We start from the raw sequence: 14,840 nt of genomic DNA, 5'->3' as shown, positions 1-14,840 counted from the left end.
TCAGTACTCGACCTCCTGGCTGCGGCGGCGGATGACCGTCACCTCGTCGCGCTGGTTGCCCGTCGGGCCCAGGTAGTTGAAGGCCCAGCTCAACTGGGCGTAGCCGCCGACGAGATGGGACGGTTTGAGGATCAGGCGGGTGAGCGAGTTGTGGATGCCGCCGCGTTTTCCGGTGGTCTCGGCCTTGGGGACGTTGACCGTGCGCTCCTGGGCGTGGTGCATGTAGACCGTGCCGGACGGCATCCGGTGCGAGACGACCGCGCGGGCCACGACCACGCCGTTGCGGTTGACCGCCTCGACCCAGTCGTTGTCGGCCACGCCGATCGCCTCGGCGTCCTGCGGGGACATCCAGATGTTCTGGCCGCCGCGGGAGAGGGCGAGCATGAACAGGTTGTCCTGGTACTCGGAGTGGATGGACCACTTGTTGTGCGGGGTGAGGTAACGGACCGTCACCTCCCGCTGCCCGTCCGGTCCGAGCCGCGGTTCGCCGAACAGCCGGTGCATGTCGAGCGGCGGCCGGTAGACGGGCAGCGCCTCGCCCAGCTCGTGGATCCAGTCGTGGTCGAGGAAGAAGTGCTGGCGGCCGGTGAGGGTGTGCCAGGGCTTCAGATGCTCGGTGTTGAGCGTGAAGGCGGTGTAGCGGCGGCCACCGGACTCGCTGCCCGACCACTCCGGCGAGGTGATCACCGGGACGGGCGCCGCCTGGGTGTCGGCGTACGTGATCCGCTTGCCCTCGTGCTCGGCCGCCAGGTGCGCCATCGCCTGCCCGGTGCGCTCCTCCAGGGTGTGGAAGCCCTGGGTGGCGAGCCGGCCGTTGGTGGTGCCGGACAGGGCGAGGATGGTGTTCGCCGCCTTCACGGCCGTGTCCAGGGAGGGGCGGCCCTGATATCCGGTGCCGTTCAACTGCCTTAGATGCGCGACCTCTTGGTCCGGCTTGAGGGCGATTCCCTTGGCTGGCAGGCCGAGTTGCTCGACCAGCGGACCCAGGGCCGTGAACTTGGCGCCGATCGCTGTGTAGTCCCGCTCCACGACCACCAGGTTCGGCATCGTCTTCCCCGGCACCGCCTCGCACTCGCCGCGCTTCCAGTCCAGGACCACTCCGCCCGGCTGGGCGATCTCGCCCGGGGTGTCGTGCTGGAGCGGGGCCGCCACCAGGTCCCTACGCACGCCGAGATGGTCGACGGCCAGCTCGCTCAGCCGTTCCGCCAGTGCCTTGAAGGCGTCGAAGTCGGTGCGCGCCTGCCACGGCGGATCCACGGCCGGTGTGAAGGAGTGCACGTAGGGGTGCATGTCGGTGGACGACAGGTCGTGCTTCTCGTACCAGGTGGCGGCCGGCAGGACGACGTCCGACAGCAGCGTGGACGAGGTCTGCCGGAAGTCCAGCGACAGCAGCAGGTCGAGCTTGCCCTGGGGCGCCTCGTCCCGCCAGGTCACGTCACGGGGCCGCTCGTCGGGGGAGGCCTCCTCCGCGCTCAACGACGAGTGCGTGCCCAGCAGATGCTTCGTGAAGTACTCGGCGCCCTTCGCCGACGAGCCGAGCAGGTTGGCCCGCCACAGCGTCAGCACACGCGGCCAGTTCTCCGGCGCGTCCGGGTCCTCGCACGCGAACTTCAGCGTCCCGGCGCGCAGTTCGGCCACCGCCTTCGCCACCGGATCGCCGAAGGCCTCGCCCAGCTCCAGCGGATTGCGGTCGAAGGTCGGATACGACGGCATCCAGCCCGAACGGGCCGACAGCGCAAGGCAGTCGGCGCCCGTCATCCCCTTGAACCGGCCGTCCCCGAGCGGCGAGGCCAGTACCTCGGCCGTGAACCGGTCGTAGCGCCACTGGTCGGTGTTGAGGAACCAGTACGCGGCGCCGATCATCTGCCGCGGCGGACGCGACCAGTCCGACCCGGCCGCCAGCGTCGCCCACCCCGTCACCGGCCGGCACTTCTCCTGGCCGACGTAGTGCGCCCAGCCGCCGCCGTTGCGCCCCTGGCAGCCGGTGAGCTGGAGCAGGGCCAGGAAGGAACGGTAGATCGTCTCGGAGTGGAACCAGTGGTTGGTGCCCGCGCCCATCAGGATCATGCAACGGCCCTTGGACCGCTCGGCCGTCCGCGCGAACTCCCGGGCGATCTTGACGCACTTGGCCGCCGGGACGCTGGTGTGAGTCTCCTGCCAGGCCGGTGTGCCGGGCGCCGACGCGTCCTCGTAGGAGGCGGGCCAGCTGCCCGGGAGGCCGGGGCGGGTGACCCCGTACTGGGCGAGGAGCAGGTCGAAGACGGTCGTCACCAGCGGGCCGCCTCTGCCGCCCAGCCGGGTCGCCGGAACACCGCGCCGGACCACGTCCCCGCGACCCTGTCCGTGCTCGCCGCCCTCGGTGTCGAAGCGGGGGAGCAGCACCTCGACCGGGCCGGACGCCTCATGGCCGTACAGGGTCAACTGCGGGTCGATCGGGCCGAGTTCGAGGTTCCAGCGGCCCTTGCCGGAGTCGGTCCAGCGAAAGCCCAGGGAGCCGTTCGGGACGACCGCGCGACCGCTCGCGCCGTCCAGCACGACCGTCTTCCACTCGGCGCCCTCGCCGCTCTGGCCCAGGTCGGTGGCGCGCAGGAACTTCGACGGGACGTGGGCGCCGTCCTTCTCGGTGAGGGTGACCAGGAAGGGCAGGTCGGTGAACTTCCGTACGTAGTCCGCGAAGAACGGTGTCTCGCGGTCGACGAAGAACTCCTTGAGGATCACATGCCCCATCGCCAGGGCCAGCGCGCCGTCCGTGCCGGGGTGCGGGTGCAGCCACTCGTCGGCGAACTTGGCGTTGTCCGCGTAGTCGGGGGCGACCACCACCACCTTCTGGCCGCGGTAGCGGGCCTCCGCCATCCAGTGGGCGTCCGGCGTGCGGGTCACCGGGACGTTCGAGCCCCACATCATCAGATAGGCCGCGTCCCACCAGTCGCCCGACTCCGGAACGTCGGTCTGGTCGCCGAACACCTGCGGGGAGGCCACGGGAAGGTCGGCGTACCAGTCGTAGAAGGAGAGCATGGGCGCGCCGATCAGCGAGTGGAAACGCGCTCCGGCCGCGTGCGACACCATCGACATCGCCGGGATCGGGGAGAAGCCGGCGATGCGGTCGGGGCCGTACGCCTTGATGGTGTGGACGTGGGCGGCGGCGACGATCTCGACCGCCTCGTCCCAACTCGCCCGCACCAGGCCGCCCTTGCCGCGGGCCTGCTGGTAACGGCGGCGGCGCTCGGGGTCGTTCTGGATGTCGGCCCAGGCGAGCACCGGGTCCGACAGCCGCTGTCTGGCCTCGCGGTACAGCTCCAGCAGGACGCCGCGGACGTAGGGGTAGCGCACCCGGGTGGGGGAGTACGTGTACCAGGAGAAGGCGGCGCCCCGGGGGCAGCCGCGCGGCTCGTACTCGGGGCGGTCCGGGCCGACGCTGGGATAGTCGGTCTGCTGGGTCTCCCAGGTGATGATGCCGTCCTTGACGTACACCTTCCAGCGGCAGGAACCCGTGCAGTTCACGCCGTGCGTGGAGTTCACGACCTTGTCGTGGCTCCAGCGGTCCCGGTAGAAGGCATCCGCCTCGCGCCCGCCGACCTTCCCGATGCTGTGCAGGTCGGGGGCCACCGTGCCGGAACGGAAGAACCTGCCGGCGCGCAGCAGCGCCGCTCCGGGTTCGGTCGGCGGTATCCGCGTGTCGGTCACGTGCCTCGCTCCCTTGCTCACCCTTTGCCCCGACGCTAGGGGTGAGCAGGGGAAGGCACCTGTTCAGGCGGCCGTACGGGTGGTGTCAGGCCTTGCGGGCGACCCCCGCGTACACCGGCACGACACCCTCCGCCTGCACCGCCACGTCCTCCGGCTCCGGACGCCAGCCCGTCACCGGGATCACACCGGGGCCGAGCAGCTCCAGGCCCGTGAAGAAGCGCTGGAACTCGGCGATCGTGCGGGGGAAGAAGGGCGTGCCGCCGGCCCGGAAGGCGCCCGCCGCCTTGGCGATGGCCTCCGGATTGAGGTCGGGCGTGACCTGCGACAGGATCAGGTAACTGCCCGGGGCGAGCACGTCGACGTACCGCCTGACCAGGCCGTACACATCGTCCTCCACGTCGCCCAGGTAGTGCGTGAGCGCGACGAGGGAGAGCGAGACCGGCTGCTCGAAGTCCAGGGACTCGCCGGCCAGCCGCAGGATGGTGTCGACGTCCCGCACATCCGCGTGCACGTAGTCCGTGCTGCCGTCGGCGGACCCGCGCAGCAGCGCCTGGGCGTGCCGCAGCACGATCGGGTCGTTGTCGGCGTAGACCACCCTGGCCTCCGGAGCCACCCCCTGCGCCACCTGGTGCAGATTGGGCTCGGTGGGTATGCCCGTGCCGATGTCCAGGAACTGACGGATCCCCGCCTCGGCGACCGTGCGCACGGCCCGCTGCATGAACCGCCGGTTGCCCCGCGCCCCGCGCACCGCGGTGTCGTCCAGGGAGAGGATCTTCCGGGCCAGCTCCTCGTCCACCGGGTAGTTGTCCTTGCCGCCCAGCCACCAGTCGTAGACGCGCGCCGGGTGGGGCCGGCTGGTGTCGATCTGCGGTGCGGCGTCGGATCCGGTCATGCGTGTCTTCCCCTCCAGATGGACAAGGTGCGGTGCCTGGCTCAGAAGTCCTCGCGGTACTCCCGCAGGATCTTCTTCGTGCGCTGGGCCGACGCGGCCCGCGCCGTCATGTGGTCGAGGACCTCCAGATGCGCGGAGACCTCCGTGCGCGAGTCGAGGTACAGCGCCCCGGTCAGGTACTCGGTGAAGACCATGTCGGGCAGTTCCGGCTCGGCGAAGCGGAACAGCGTGAAGGGCGCGTACGTCCCCGGGTGCGGGCCGTCCTTGAACTCGGCGACCTGAAGTGTGACCCGGTCCCGCTCGGCGAAGTCCAGCAGCTTGTCCAGCTGCTCCCGCATCACCTCGCCGCGGATGCTCACCGGCCGCTTCAGCACCGTCTCGTCCATGATCACCCAGAGGTGGGGCGGGTCCGGGCGCTCCAGCAGCGACTGCCGGGCCATCCGCAGCGAGACATGGCGCTCGATGAGGTCCGGGCCGGCCTGCCCGATCGTGCCCGCTTCCAGCACCGCACGCGCGTACTCCTCGGTCTGGAGCAGCCCGGGCACGAAGTGCGGCTCGTACGAGCGGACCAGCCGGGCGGCGCCCTCCAGGCTGACGTACAGGCTGAACCAGTCCGGCAGCACGTCGTGGAAGCGCTGCCACCAGCCCGGCTGGTTCGCCTCCTCGGCCAGCGTGACGAACGCGGCCGCCTCGTCCTCCTGGACGCCGTAGGTCTCCAGGAGCACCTGGACGTACGGGATCTTCAGCGAGACCTCGGCCATCTCCATGCGCCGCACGGTCGCCGGGGCGACCCGCAGTACGCGGGCGGCCTCCTCGCGCTTGAGGCCGGCGGCCTCCCGCAGCTCCTGCAACCGCTTGCCCAGCACCACCTGGCCCACGGTGGGCGCGGGCCGCCGCTCACTCACGTGCCCGCCTCCCCTGGGTTCCAAGTCTGCGCGAAGCAGTGTGTCATGTTCCGCTGTCAGTCTCACGGGGTCGAGGGTGAGGCGCTCGCCACGTGTTCCGAACGGCTCAGGGAAGCAGTGACCGCAGGTACTTGACCGTCGCAGGGTCGGCCGGGAGGAAGGTCTCGATCGCCAGCTCGGCGACCGTCACATCCATCGGGGTGTTGAAGGTGGAGATGGAGGAGATGAAGGAGAGCGTGCGGCCCTCGTGGTCGATGCGCATCGGGAGGGCGAAGTGCGGCGCCGGCTCGGCCGGTTCGTCGTCCACGGCCGAATCCGGTACGGGGTACGCGGCGACCTCCTCGTACAACTTCCGCAGTGGCGCGGAGCGTTGGAGGGCGATCTGGCGTTCCATCTGGTGCAGGAGGTGGCCGCGCCATGCGCGCAGGTTGCGGATGCGGGGGGCCAGGCCCTCCGGGTGCAGGGTCAACCGCATGGCGTTCAGGGGCGGTTGCAGCAGGTGCTCCGGGATGCCGTCCAGCAGCATCGCGATGCCCCGGTTCGCGGCCACCACGTCGTACGTCGCGTCGACCACCAGGGCCGGGTAGGGCTCGTAACCCTGGATCAGACGCTCGATGCCCTCGCGCAGGGCGTCCAGCGCCGGGTCGTCGAGCGGGGTCTCCGGGTAGTGCGGGGCGTAACCGGCCGCCAGCAGCAGGGAGTTGCGCTCGCGCACCGGGACGTCCAGGTGCTCGGCCAGCCTCAGCACCATCTCCTCGCTCGGCCGGGACCGGCCCGTCTCGATGAAGCTGATGTGCCGGGCCGAGGAGTCCGCCCGCAGCGCCAACTCCAGCTGGCTGACCCGCCGTTGCTCCCGCCACGCCCGCAGCAGCGGGCCGACGCCCTGGCCGGCGGGAGTGGTGGCGGGGGCGGTTTCGGGGGTCGCGGCGGTGGTCATACGTACGACGGTAGTCGAGGAGCGCACGTGCCGTGGAGTACGCGGGAGGGCGGCCCGGGCGTCCGCCCCGCCCGTACTGACCTGGGCCGACGCGGCGCGGCTGTGGCAGCCTGGAGATGTACCCGACATCCAGGAAGGAGCGAGGCCATGCCCGTCGAACCCCTGTCGCAGAAGGAGATCGAGGACCGGCTCGCGGAGCTGCCGGGCTGGTCCGTCGACGACGGCCGCCTCACCCGCACCTACCGCCTCGGCTCGCACTTCGCCGCGACCGCGATGGTCGTGCACATCGCCCAGGTCCAGGAGGAGCTCGACCACCACTCCGACCTCACCCTCGGCTACAACACGATCGCCCTGTCCGTGCACACCCACAGCGCGGGCGGCGCCCTGACCACGAAGGACTTCGAGCTCGCCCAGCGGGTGACGGAGCTCGCACAGGGGCACGGGGCACACTGACGCGCGTGCTCGACTACGACAAGGAAGCCGCCGGGTACGACGCCACACGCGGCGGCGAACCCAGGGCCGAGGCGGCCACCGACGCCGTGCTCGGCCTCCTCCCGGCCGGCACCGCCCGCCTCCTCGACGTGGGCTGCGGCACCGGCATCGTCACCCGGCGGCTCGCGGCCGGGCTCCCCGCCGCCCGGGTGACGGGCGCCGACCTGACGTACGGCATGGCCCGGATGGCCGGCGCCCGGCTGCCCGGCGCGATCGTCCTCGCCGACAGCCGCGCCCTGCCCTTCCCGGACGCGGCCTTCGACGCCGTGACCAGCATCTGGCTGCTGCACCTCCTCGACGACCCCGAGGACGTACGGGCCGCGGTCGCCGAGTGCGCCCGCGTCCTGAAGCCCGGCGGCACGTATGTCACCACCGTCGACAAGGCCGCCGCGCACGACGTGGGCAGCGACATCGACGCCGTCCTCGCCGCACGCCCGCGCCGCCCGGCCCCCGACGCCGCGCCACTGGTGGAGGCGTACGCGGCCGCGCACCGGCTGCACCCCGCCGGGCAGGCCCGCTTCCCGGGCCGGGGCCAGGGCCGCAGCCCCCGGCGCACCCTGGCCGACCTGCGCCGCGGCTGGTTCACCCGGCTGCCGCCCGGCGACCCGCGGACCGAACGCTTCGCCGAGCGCCTCGCGGCCCTGCCCGACCAGGAACGGCCGCGCCCCGACCCGGAGTTCACACTGCGGGCCTTCAGGAAGTCGTCGGCCGGCTGAAGTCCATCGTCCAGTTGGTGACCCAGCTCCGCCCGCCGTCGACCGAGAACGCCTGCTCCCAGTGGGCCGAGGTCGGCGACATGCCCGACCAGACGAACCGCACCCGTACGTCCTTCCCGTCGTGTGTGTCGTCGCCGTGGAACTCCCCGCGGTCGCCGTCGAAACGGCCGGTCACCGGCGGGAAGAGCGTGCCGGTCCGGCTCGCGGCCCAGTTCAGCGACCACTGCCGGGTCTGCTGGTCGAACAGCCGCAGGGTCGCGCCCTTCGCACCCAGATACGGCATGTCGATCTCGTCGACGTTCGCCGCCCCGTCGAACAAGGGCCAGCAGCGGCTCGTCGCCGGGAACTCCACCCAGTCGCTGTCCGGGTCCAGGAAGTCGGTCCGGCGGTGGTTCGTGACCTCCCACTCGCCGTGGAAGAAGTCGAAGTCGTGCGGGCTGCTCATGAGCGGTCTCCAGTGGTTCCTGCGGGCAGGGAGTCGGACAGGTAGGCCTCGATGTCCGGGACGTCGGGCGCGAGCATGTGCCGCACCCAGGCGTCCCGCTCGTGCAGGACCGGCGGCAGCTCGAAGACACAGCCGATCCAGGGGGCCTGCGGCCTGACGAAGTGGGTCGGGTCCGCGTCCGGGCAGCCGAGCACCGGCTGGCCCGCCGCCGCGTTGCCGTAGTGCAGGACGTTGTCCCAGACCCAGCTGTAGGCGTTGATGTACGCGCCGTCGTCGTTTCCCCGGTGAACGACGACGAACGTCGCGGGCGGAGTGCCGTCGGGCTCCGGCAGCAGCTCCGGGAGGATCGCGTACGCCGCCTTCTCGACGTCCGGTGCGATGCCGGAGGGGTCGGCGGTTACGTGGTAGCGCTTGATCCGCCGGCCGGCCACCTCGATCGGCGGCAGTACGGTCAGCAGTTTCTCCGTGAAGGCCATGAGCCGAAGCTAGGACCGCTTCACTGACACCTTCTGTCAGTGGAGTCTGGAATTCTGGAGGGGTGAGGTCCAGCCGTCTCGTCTCGATCCTGCTCCTGCTCCAGACCCGGGGCCGGATGACCGCCGCCCAGCTCGCCGAGGAGCTGGAGGTCTCGGTGCGCACGGTGTACCGGGACGTCGAGGCCCTGAGCGCGGCGGGCGTCCCGCTGTACGGCGACGCGGGCCACGCCGGCGGCTACCGGCTGCTGGACGGCTACCGCACCCGGCTGACCGGCCTCACCGCCGACGAGGCCGAGGCACTCTTCCTCGCCGGCGCCCCCGGCCCCGCCGCCGAGCTCGGCCTCGGCTCCGTGCTGGCCGCCGCCCAGCTCAAGGTCCGCGCCGCCCTGCCGCCGGAGCTGCGCGCCCACGCGGACCGGATCAGCGGCCGCTTCCACCTGGACGCGCCCGGCTGGTACGCGGACGCCGAGGAGGCGCCGTACCTCCCGGCGGTGGCCGACGCGGTGTGGAACGGCCGGGTGCTGCACGTCCTGTACCGCCGCTGGGCCGAACCCACCGATGTGGAGCGCCGGTTGGAGCCGTACGGACTGGTGTTGAAGGCGGGCCGCTGGTATGTCGTCGCCGGTCCAGGACCGCGCACCTTCCGCGTCGACCAGATCCTCGAACTCGCCGTCTGTGACGAGGAGTTCGCCCGCCCCGACGACTTCGACCTGGCCGCGTACTGGGCGGCGTATCAGCGGGACTTCCACGACCGGCTCTACCAGGGCGAGGCGGTCGTCCGCCTGGCGCCGGGCGTGCGGCTGCCGAGGGCAGTCGAGGGCCGTACGGACGAGGACGGCTGGACCGTGGCCACCGTCCCCATCGAGTCCGTCGAGCGCGCACACGGCGAATTCCTGCGCCTGGGCGCCGACATCGAGGTGCTGGAGCCGCCCGAGCTGCGCTCCCACATCGCCGCGACCGTCTCCGAACTGGCCGGAAGATACGCCAAGTTGGCGCAAAGGCGGGGCAACGAGGGGGCGGACGGCGGCGACTGAGGGGGCGGAACCCGTCCGTCCTCACTGGAGGTTCGTCACGTGCAGCACCCGCACAGGCACCGCAGACGCCGAGCCCTCCTCTCAGCAGTGACCTCGGCCGCGGCCCTGGTCGCCGCCGGGCTCACCGCACTGGCCACCACCGGCACCGCTCAGGCCGCCACCGCCCGCCAGGTCGAGAAGCTCGACCGGGGCCTGGTCAGCGTCCACACCGACAGCGGCAACCTGGTCAGCTGGCGCTGGCTCGGCACCGACCCGAACGACGTCTCCTTCAACGTCTACCGGGCCGGTACGAAGGTCAACTCCACCCCGATCACCGGCTCCACGAACTTCTTCCACTCCGGCGCCCCCGCCCAGGCCGACTACACGGTCCGCGCGATCGTGGGCGGAGTCGAACAGGCCGACTCGGAACACGCGATCCAGTTCCGCACCGGCTACAAGGACGTGCCCATCACCCCGCCCGCCGGCGGCACGACCCCCGACGGAGTCGCCTACACCTACGAGGCGAACGACGCCTCCGTCGGCGACCTCGACGGCGACGGCCAACTGGACTTCGTCCTCAAGTGGCAGCCGACGAACGCCAAGGACAACTCCCAGTCCGGCTACACCGGAAACACCGTCATCGACGGCATCAAGCTCGACGGCACCCGCCTGTGGCGCATCGACCTGGGCCGCAACATCCGCTCCGGCGCGCACTACACGCAGTTCCAGGTGTACGACTACGACGGCGACGGCAAGGCCGAGGTCGCGATGAAGACGGCCGACGGCACGGTCGACGGCACCGGCACGGTGATCGGCAGCTCCTCCGCCGACTACCGCAACTCGTCGGGGTACGTCCTGTCCGGCCCGGAGTACCTGACGATGTTCAACGGCCAGACCGGCAAGGCGATGGGGACCGTCGACTACGTCCCGGCGCGCGGCACGGTCTCGTCCTGGGGCGACTCGTACGGCAACCGGGTCGACCGCTTCCTCGCCGGGACGGCGTACCTCGACGGCTCCCGCCCCTCCCTCGTCATGGCCCGCGGCTACTACACCCGTACGGTGATCGCGGCCTGGGACTGGCGGGGCGGCGCCTTCACCCGCCGCTGGACCTTCGACACCAACTCCTCGACCAACTCCGGGAAGGGATACGACGGCCAGGGCAACCACCAGCTGTCGGTGGCCGACGTGGACGGGGACGGCAAGGACGAGATCGTGTACGGCTCGATGGCCGTGGACGACAACGGCAACGGGCTGTGGACCACGAAGAACGGCCACGGCGACGCGATGCACGTCGGCGATCTGGACCCCTCCCGGGCGGGCCTGGAGGAGTTCAAGGTCGACGAGGACGGCTCCAAGCCCTCCTCCTGGATGGCGGACGCGAGGACGGGCCAGATCCTCTGGTCCACCCCGGCCAACGGCGACAACGGCCGGGGCGTCGCGGGCGACATCTGGGCGGGCAGCGCGGGCGCCGAGTCCTGGTCCTCGCACGCGGACGGCGTCCGCAACCCGCAGGGCACGGTCGTCGCCTCCCGCAAGCCGTCCAGCATCAACTTCCTGTCCTGGTGGGACGCCGACCCGGTCCGAGAACTCCTCGACGACACCCACATCGACAAGTACGGCACGTCCGCCGACACCCGCCTGCTGACCGGCTCGGGCGTCCACTCCAACAACAGCACCAAGGCCACGCCGTCCCTCTCCGGGGACATCCTGGGCGACTGGCGCGAGGAGGTGGTCTGGCCGACGGCCGACAACACGGCCCTGCGCATCTACTCCACGCCGTACGAAACGACGACGAGGATCACGACGCTCCTCCACGACACCCAGTACCGCACGGCCCTGGCCTGGCAGAACACCGCCTACAACCAGCCCCCGCACCCGAGCTTTTTCATCGGCGACGGGATGCCGACGGCACCGCGGCCGACGATATACACGCCGTGAAGGAGAGCGGGGACGCGCTCGCGCGAAGAGCGCGTCCCCGTCCGACTAGCTGAACCCTCCGGTGAAGTCGCTGTTGAGCTGGGCGGAGCAGATGTTGTAGCCGCCCTGGGCCCGGCCGGTCTTGGTCTTCCCGTCGATGGTGACGGAGCAGTGGACGTCGCCGCCGCCCATGAGCTGGGCCGTCACCTGGTAGTAGAGGGCGTCGTCCTTGACGGTCAGGGTCTTCGTCATCGGCAGGCGGCTGCCCTGCAGGTTGGTGCCGTCGTTGCCGTAGGTGATCTCCACCCCGGAGGGGGCCGAGCCCCACACCTTGAACACCGCCTTGCCCTCGGGGGCGGTGTCGGCGGTGTCCTTCTCGGCCTCCGACTTGGCCGTGACCGTGACGGTGGGTCCCGGCTCGGCGGCGGACTCCTGGCTGTCGCCGCCGTTCCCGGCCGACCCGATGCCGATCCCGACGAGGAGGACCACCGCGGCAACGGGAAGGAGCACCCGTTTGCGCGCCCACGCCGGTCTGGAAACCGGCGGGACGGGCGGCGGCCCGAATCTGGGCGGAGATGGTGGACCGTATCCGGCGTGAGAAGGGTGTGCGCTGGTCGGGCGCACACCCTTCGGTCAGGCCGTCGTGCAGGATTGATCGCCCAGCTTGAACGCGGTCGGTTTCGTGTTCGCCCCCGACCAGCTCCCCGTGAAGCCGAAGCCCACGGAGGAGCCTGCCGCCACGGTGGCGTTCCAGGTCACGTTCTTCGCGGTCACCGCCGTGCCCGATTGGGTGTAGTCGGCGTTCCAGAGTTGGGTGATCTTCTGGCCGTCCGCGAAGGACCAGCCAAGTGACCAGCCATTCCACGCGGTTGAGCCGGTGTTGCTGAGCTGCACGTCCGCCTGGAAGCCGCCCGACCACTGGTTGGTGATCTTGTACGTCACCGTGCAGGCGCCCGTGGGCGTCGGGTCCGTGCCGCCGCCACCGCCGTCGCCGCCTCCGCTGGTGTCGGAGGTGTCGCCGTAGATGACACCCCGGCCGTTGGTCGAGACGTACACCCGGCCGTAGACCCGCGGGTCACCCGTGATCGCCGCGCCCGTCCAACCCCACTGGTGGGCATCGTCGTTGACGCGGGTCCAGGTCGCGCCCTTGTCGGTCGAGCGGAAGATCCCGCGTACGCCGCCGATCTTCGCGCTGGTGTAGAGCGTCTGGTACGAGGCCCCCGTCGCCGCCTTGCCGAAGCCGATCGTGTCGGCCTGCTCGACGTTCGAGAGCTTGGTGAAGGTCGAGCCGGAGTCGGTGGAGTGCCACAGGCCGTACGCACCGTCCGTGGCCCCGCCCGCGAGCCACACATCCCCCTTCGTGCCGGGCAGCGCCTTGAAGCGCACGCTGTCACCGGACGGGAGCCCGGTCGCCGAGGACGCCGCGAAGGTCGCGCCGCCGTCCGAACTGACGTAGAACTTCCCCGACTTGAAGCCGTAGAAGGTCTTGGGGTCGACCCTGTCCGACTCCACGATCGCGCCGGACGGGATACCGCTCGACGCCGACCACGACGAACCGAAGCCCGTCGCGTACTGCACCCCGGTACCGGCCGGGCTCCACACGAAGCGGCTGCCGTCCGACGCCGCCGCCACCGTCCCGCCGCCGCTGACACCCGAAGGATCCGTCCCCGCGAACCAGTTCGCGCCGTTGTCCGTCGAGAACGCGATGTGCGGGCCGGAGTCCAGATCGCCCACCCGTACCACCGTGTTGGGGTTCGACTCGGCGAAGTCCAGGCTCGTGGTCGTCGTGAAGGTCGGCGAAGTGAACAACATCGACGGGACCTTGGTGAGGTCCGTGTGCCGGAAGCCGCCGATGTCACCGAGGGCGCTGAGCAGCGGGGCGCCGCTCGGCGGGGACGCCAAATCGTTGACCGCCGTCTCCTCCAGGCCCTGCACCATGGGCTTCACGGTGAACTGGCCCCCGCTGTCCCACTTGGTGAGGTCCTCGGTGCCGTACAGCGTCGCCCCCGTCCCGTACATCATCCGGTCGGAGTTGAACGGGTCGATCTCCAGCGACTCCGTCATCCACCCCAGTTTCGGGGTCTGTTCGGGCGGTGACGGGTTCGCGCCGAAGGTCAGCCAGGGCGTGGCCGAGACGTCGATCGTGTAGCGGTTCGAGCGGTTGGGGTACGACGTGTAGTCCCAGGCCTTCGTCCAGGTTCCGCCGCTGTCCGTGGAGCGGAAGATCTGGGTGTCCGGCCACCAGGAGCTGTACGCCGTCGCCATGACCGTGCCCGGGTGCTGCCGGTCGACGGTCAGACCGCTGAAGCCGTAGTAGGTGTCGGCCTCCGCCACCGGGCTGATGTTCGTCCAGGTGCCGGTCGCCGTCGCGTACCGCCACAGCTGCCCCTTGCCGCCGTCGTACGGGCCGCCCTTGTCGCTGTAAGCGAGGTAGAGGTAACCGTTCTTGGCGTCCAACACCCCTTTGTGGGCGAGGTATCCGGTCGGCTGACCGGCCAGCCGCGTCCAGGTCGCGCCCGCGTCCGTCGACCGGTACACCGCGTTGTCCTTGTCGGCGACCCCGACGTAGATGGTCTTCGTGGCACCGCCCGAGGTCCCGCCGGCCTCGTCGAAGGTGACCCAGACGATCCCCTGGTTGTCACTCGCGTATCCGCTCGTGTCGGTCGGATCCTGCACGTAGTTGCCGACGTCGGGGAAGTTCGCCACCTGCGACCAGGTGACCCCGGAGTCCGTCGACCGCCACAGTCCCTTCCCGCTCGGCGCGCCCAGATACAGCACGCTGTCCTTGTTCGGGTCGATCGCCAGCCGCTCGCCCATGCCCCGCCCGGGCATGTTGCCGCCCAGCTTGAAGGGCAGGTCCGTCTTCTGCCAGCTCGCGCCCCGGTCGGCGGACCTGAGTACGGCCCCGTTCGTCGGGTCCCAGCTGTTGGTGTATGTGCCGACAGCCGCGTACACCTTGTTCGGATCGACGGAGTCGGAGGCGAGACTGACGACCCCCGTGTGCCCCCAGTCGGCCCAGCCGACCGAGTCCAGCAGCGGCGTCCAGGTCTTCGTCGACTCCTGCCAGCGGTACGCGCCGCCGATGTCGGTGCGGGCGTAGGCGAGGTTCTTCTCGGTGCGGTTGAAGACGATCCCGGGGACGAAGCCGCCGCCGTCGATCCGGGCGTTCTTCCAGGTGTACGTGTCGGCGGCGAGCGTGGTTCCGGCGGTGCCGGCGGCGGCGAGTGCGGGTGGGGTGCCCGCCAGTAAGCCGGCGGCGAGGGCGAGGACTGCCGTCAGGACGCGGGTTCTTCGCACGGGGGAGTCCTTTCCAGGAAGGGGATGCGAGAGCGGGGGAAAGCGCTTTCCGTGTATCGCGAAGGT

12 protein-coding genes are annotated in these 14,840 nt (G+C 70.7%); 4 read left to right on the top strand and 8 right to left on the bottom strand.

All coding sequences use genetic code 11. The features are described from left to right. The 4 genes from MQP27_RS08465 to MQP27_RS08450 form a co-directional block, all read right to left on the bottom strand. Positions 1-3,684: a nitrate reductase subunit alpha gene (locus MQP27_RS08465; RefSeq protein WP_242763145.1), complete on the bottom strand. Its 3,684-nt coding sequence runs from the start codon at positions 3,682-3,684 to the stop codon at positions 1-3. A gap of 85 nt (positions 3,685-3,769) precedes the next feature. Next, complete coding sequence (locus MQP27_RS08460) at positions 3,770-4,576, bottom strand: SAM-dependent methyltransferase (protein WP_242763142.1); 807 nt, start codon at positions 4,574-4,576, stop codon at positions 3,770-3,772. A gap of 41 nt (positions 4,577-4,617) precedes the next feature. After that, positions 4,618-5,481: a Sco1979 family transcriptional regulator gene (locus MQP27_RS08455; RefSeq protein WP_242763139.1), complete on the bottom strand. Its 864-nt coding sequence runs from the start codon at positions 5,479-5,481 to the stop codon at positions 4,618-4,620. A gap of 106 nt (positions 5,482-5,587) precedes the next feature. Continuing rightward, positions 5,588-6,418, bottom strand: coding sequence for a helix-turn-helix domain-containing protein (locus MQP27_RS08450; RefSeq protein ID WP_242763128.1), 831 nt, complete (start codon positions 6,416-6,418; stop codon positions 5,588-5,590). A 147-nt stretch (positions 6,419-6,565) separates the two neighbouring features. Between MQP27_RS08450 and MQP27_RS08445 the strand changes: the two genes are divergently transcribed. After that, entirely contained in the window at positions 6,566-6,871 is a 306-nt protein-coding gene (locus MQP27_RS08445; RefSeq protein WP_242763126.1) for a 4a-hydroxytetrahydrobiopterin dehydratase, read from the top strand. A 5-nt stretch (positions 6,872-6,876) separates the two neighbouring features. After that, positions 6,877-7,626: a class I SAM-dependent methyltransferase gene (locus MQP27_RS08440; RefSeq protein ID WP_242763124.1), complete on the top strand. Its 750-nt coding sequence runs from the start codon at positions 6,877-6,879 to the stop codon at positions 7,624-7,626. Here the strand turns inward: MQP27_RS08440 and MQP27_RS08435 are convergent. Together MQP27_RS08435 and MQP27_RS08430 are read right to left on the bottom strand one after the other, a co-directional pair. Beyond that, positions 7,604-8,071, bottom strand: coding sequence for a hypothetical protein (locus MQP27_RS08435; protein WP_242763122.1), 468 nt, complete (start codon positions 8,069-8,071; stop codon positions 7,604-7,606). The two genes, MQP27_RS08440 and MQP27_RS08435, sit on opposite strands and share 23 nt — an antisense overlap. Beyond that, positions 8,068-8,547 (bottom strand): hypothetical protein, encoded by a 480-nt coding sequence (locus MQP27_RS08430; RefSeq protein WP_242763119.1) that lies wholly within the window; start codon positions 8,545-8,547, stop codon positions 8,068-8,070. The genes MQP27_RS08435 and MQP27_RS08430 overlap by 4 nt, the downstream gene beginning before the upstream one ends. A 62-nt stretch (positions 8,548-8,609) precedes the next feature. On the opposite strand from MQP27_RS08430, the gene MQP27_RS08425 reads away from it, so the two are divergent. Both MQP27_RS08425 and MQP27_RS08420 read left to right on the top strand, forming a co-directional pair. After that, positions 8,610-9,581 carry a helix-turn-helix transcriptional regulator gene (locus MQP27_RS08425; RefSeq protein WP_242763117.1) on the top strand — a complete coding sequence of 324 codons (972 nt, stop codon included), beginning with the start codon at positions 8,610-8,612 and terminating at the stop codon, positions 9,579-9,581. A gap of 39 nt (positions 9,582-9,620) precedes the next feature. Then, entirely contained in the window at positions 9,621-11,498 is a 1,878-nt protein-coding gene (locus tag MQP27_RS08420; RefSeq protein WP_308289917.1) for a rhamnogalacturonan lyase, read from the top strand. 45 nt (positions 11,499-11,543) lie between these two features. On the opposite strand, the gene MQP27_RS08415 is transcribed toward MQP27_RS08420, so the two are convergent. Both MQP27_RS08415 and MQP27_RS08410 read right to left on the bottom strand, forming a co-directional pair. Next, positions 11,544-11,966, bottom strand: a complete 423-nt coding sequence (locus tag MQP27_RS08415; RefSeq protein WP_242763114.1) for a hypothetical protein — start codon at positions 11,964-11,966, stop codon at positions 11,544-11,546. A 144-nt stretch (positions 11,967-12,110) separates the two neighbouring features. Next, positions 12,111-14,774 (bottom strand): cellulose binding domain-containing protein, encoded by a 2,664-nt coding sequence (locus tag MQP27_RS08410; RefSeq protein WP_242763111.1) that lies wholly within the window; start codon positions 14,772-14,774, stop codon positions 12,111-12,113. Positions 14,775-14,840 lie beyond the last annotated feature (66 nt).

It is taken from the genome of Streptomyces cylindrosporus (assembly GCF_022698165.1).
GTDB lineage: Bacteria > Actinomycetota > Actinomycetes > Streptomycetales > Streptomycetaceae > Streptomyces > Streptomyces cylindrosporus.
This window is presented reverse-complemented; position numbering and strand designations above follow the sequence as displayed.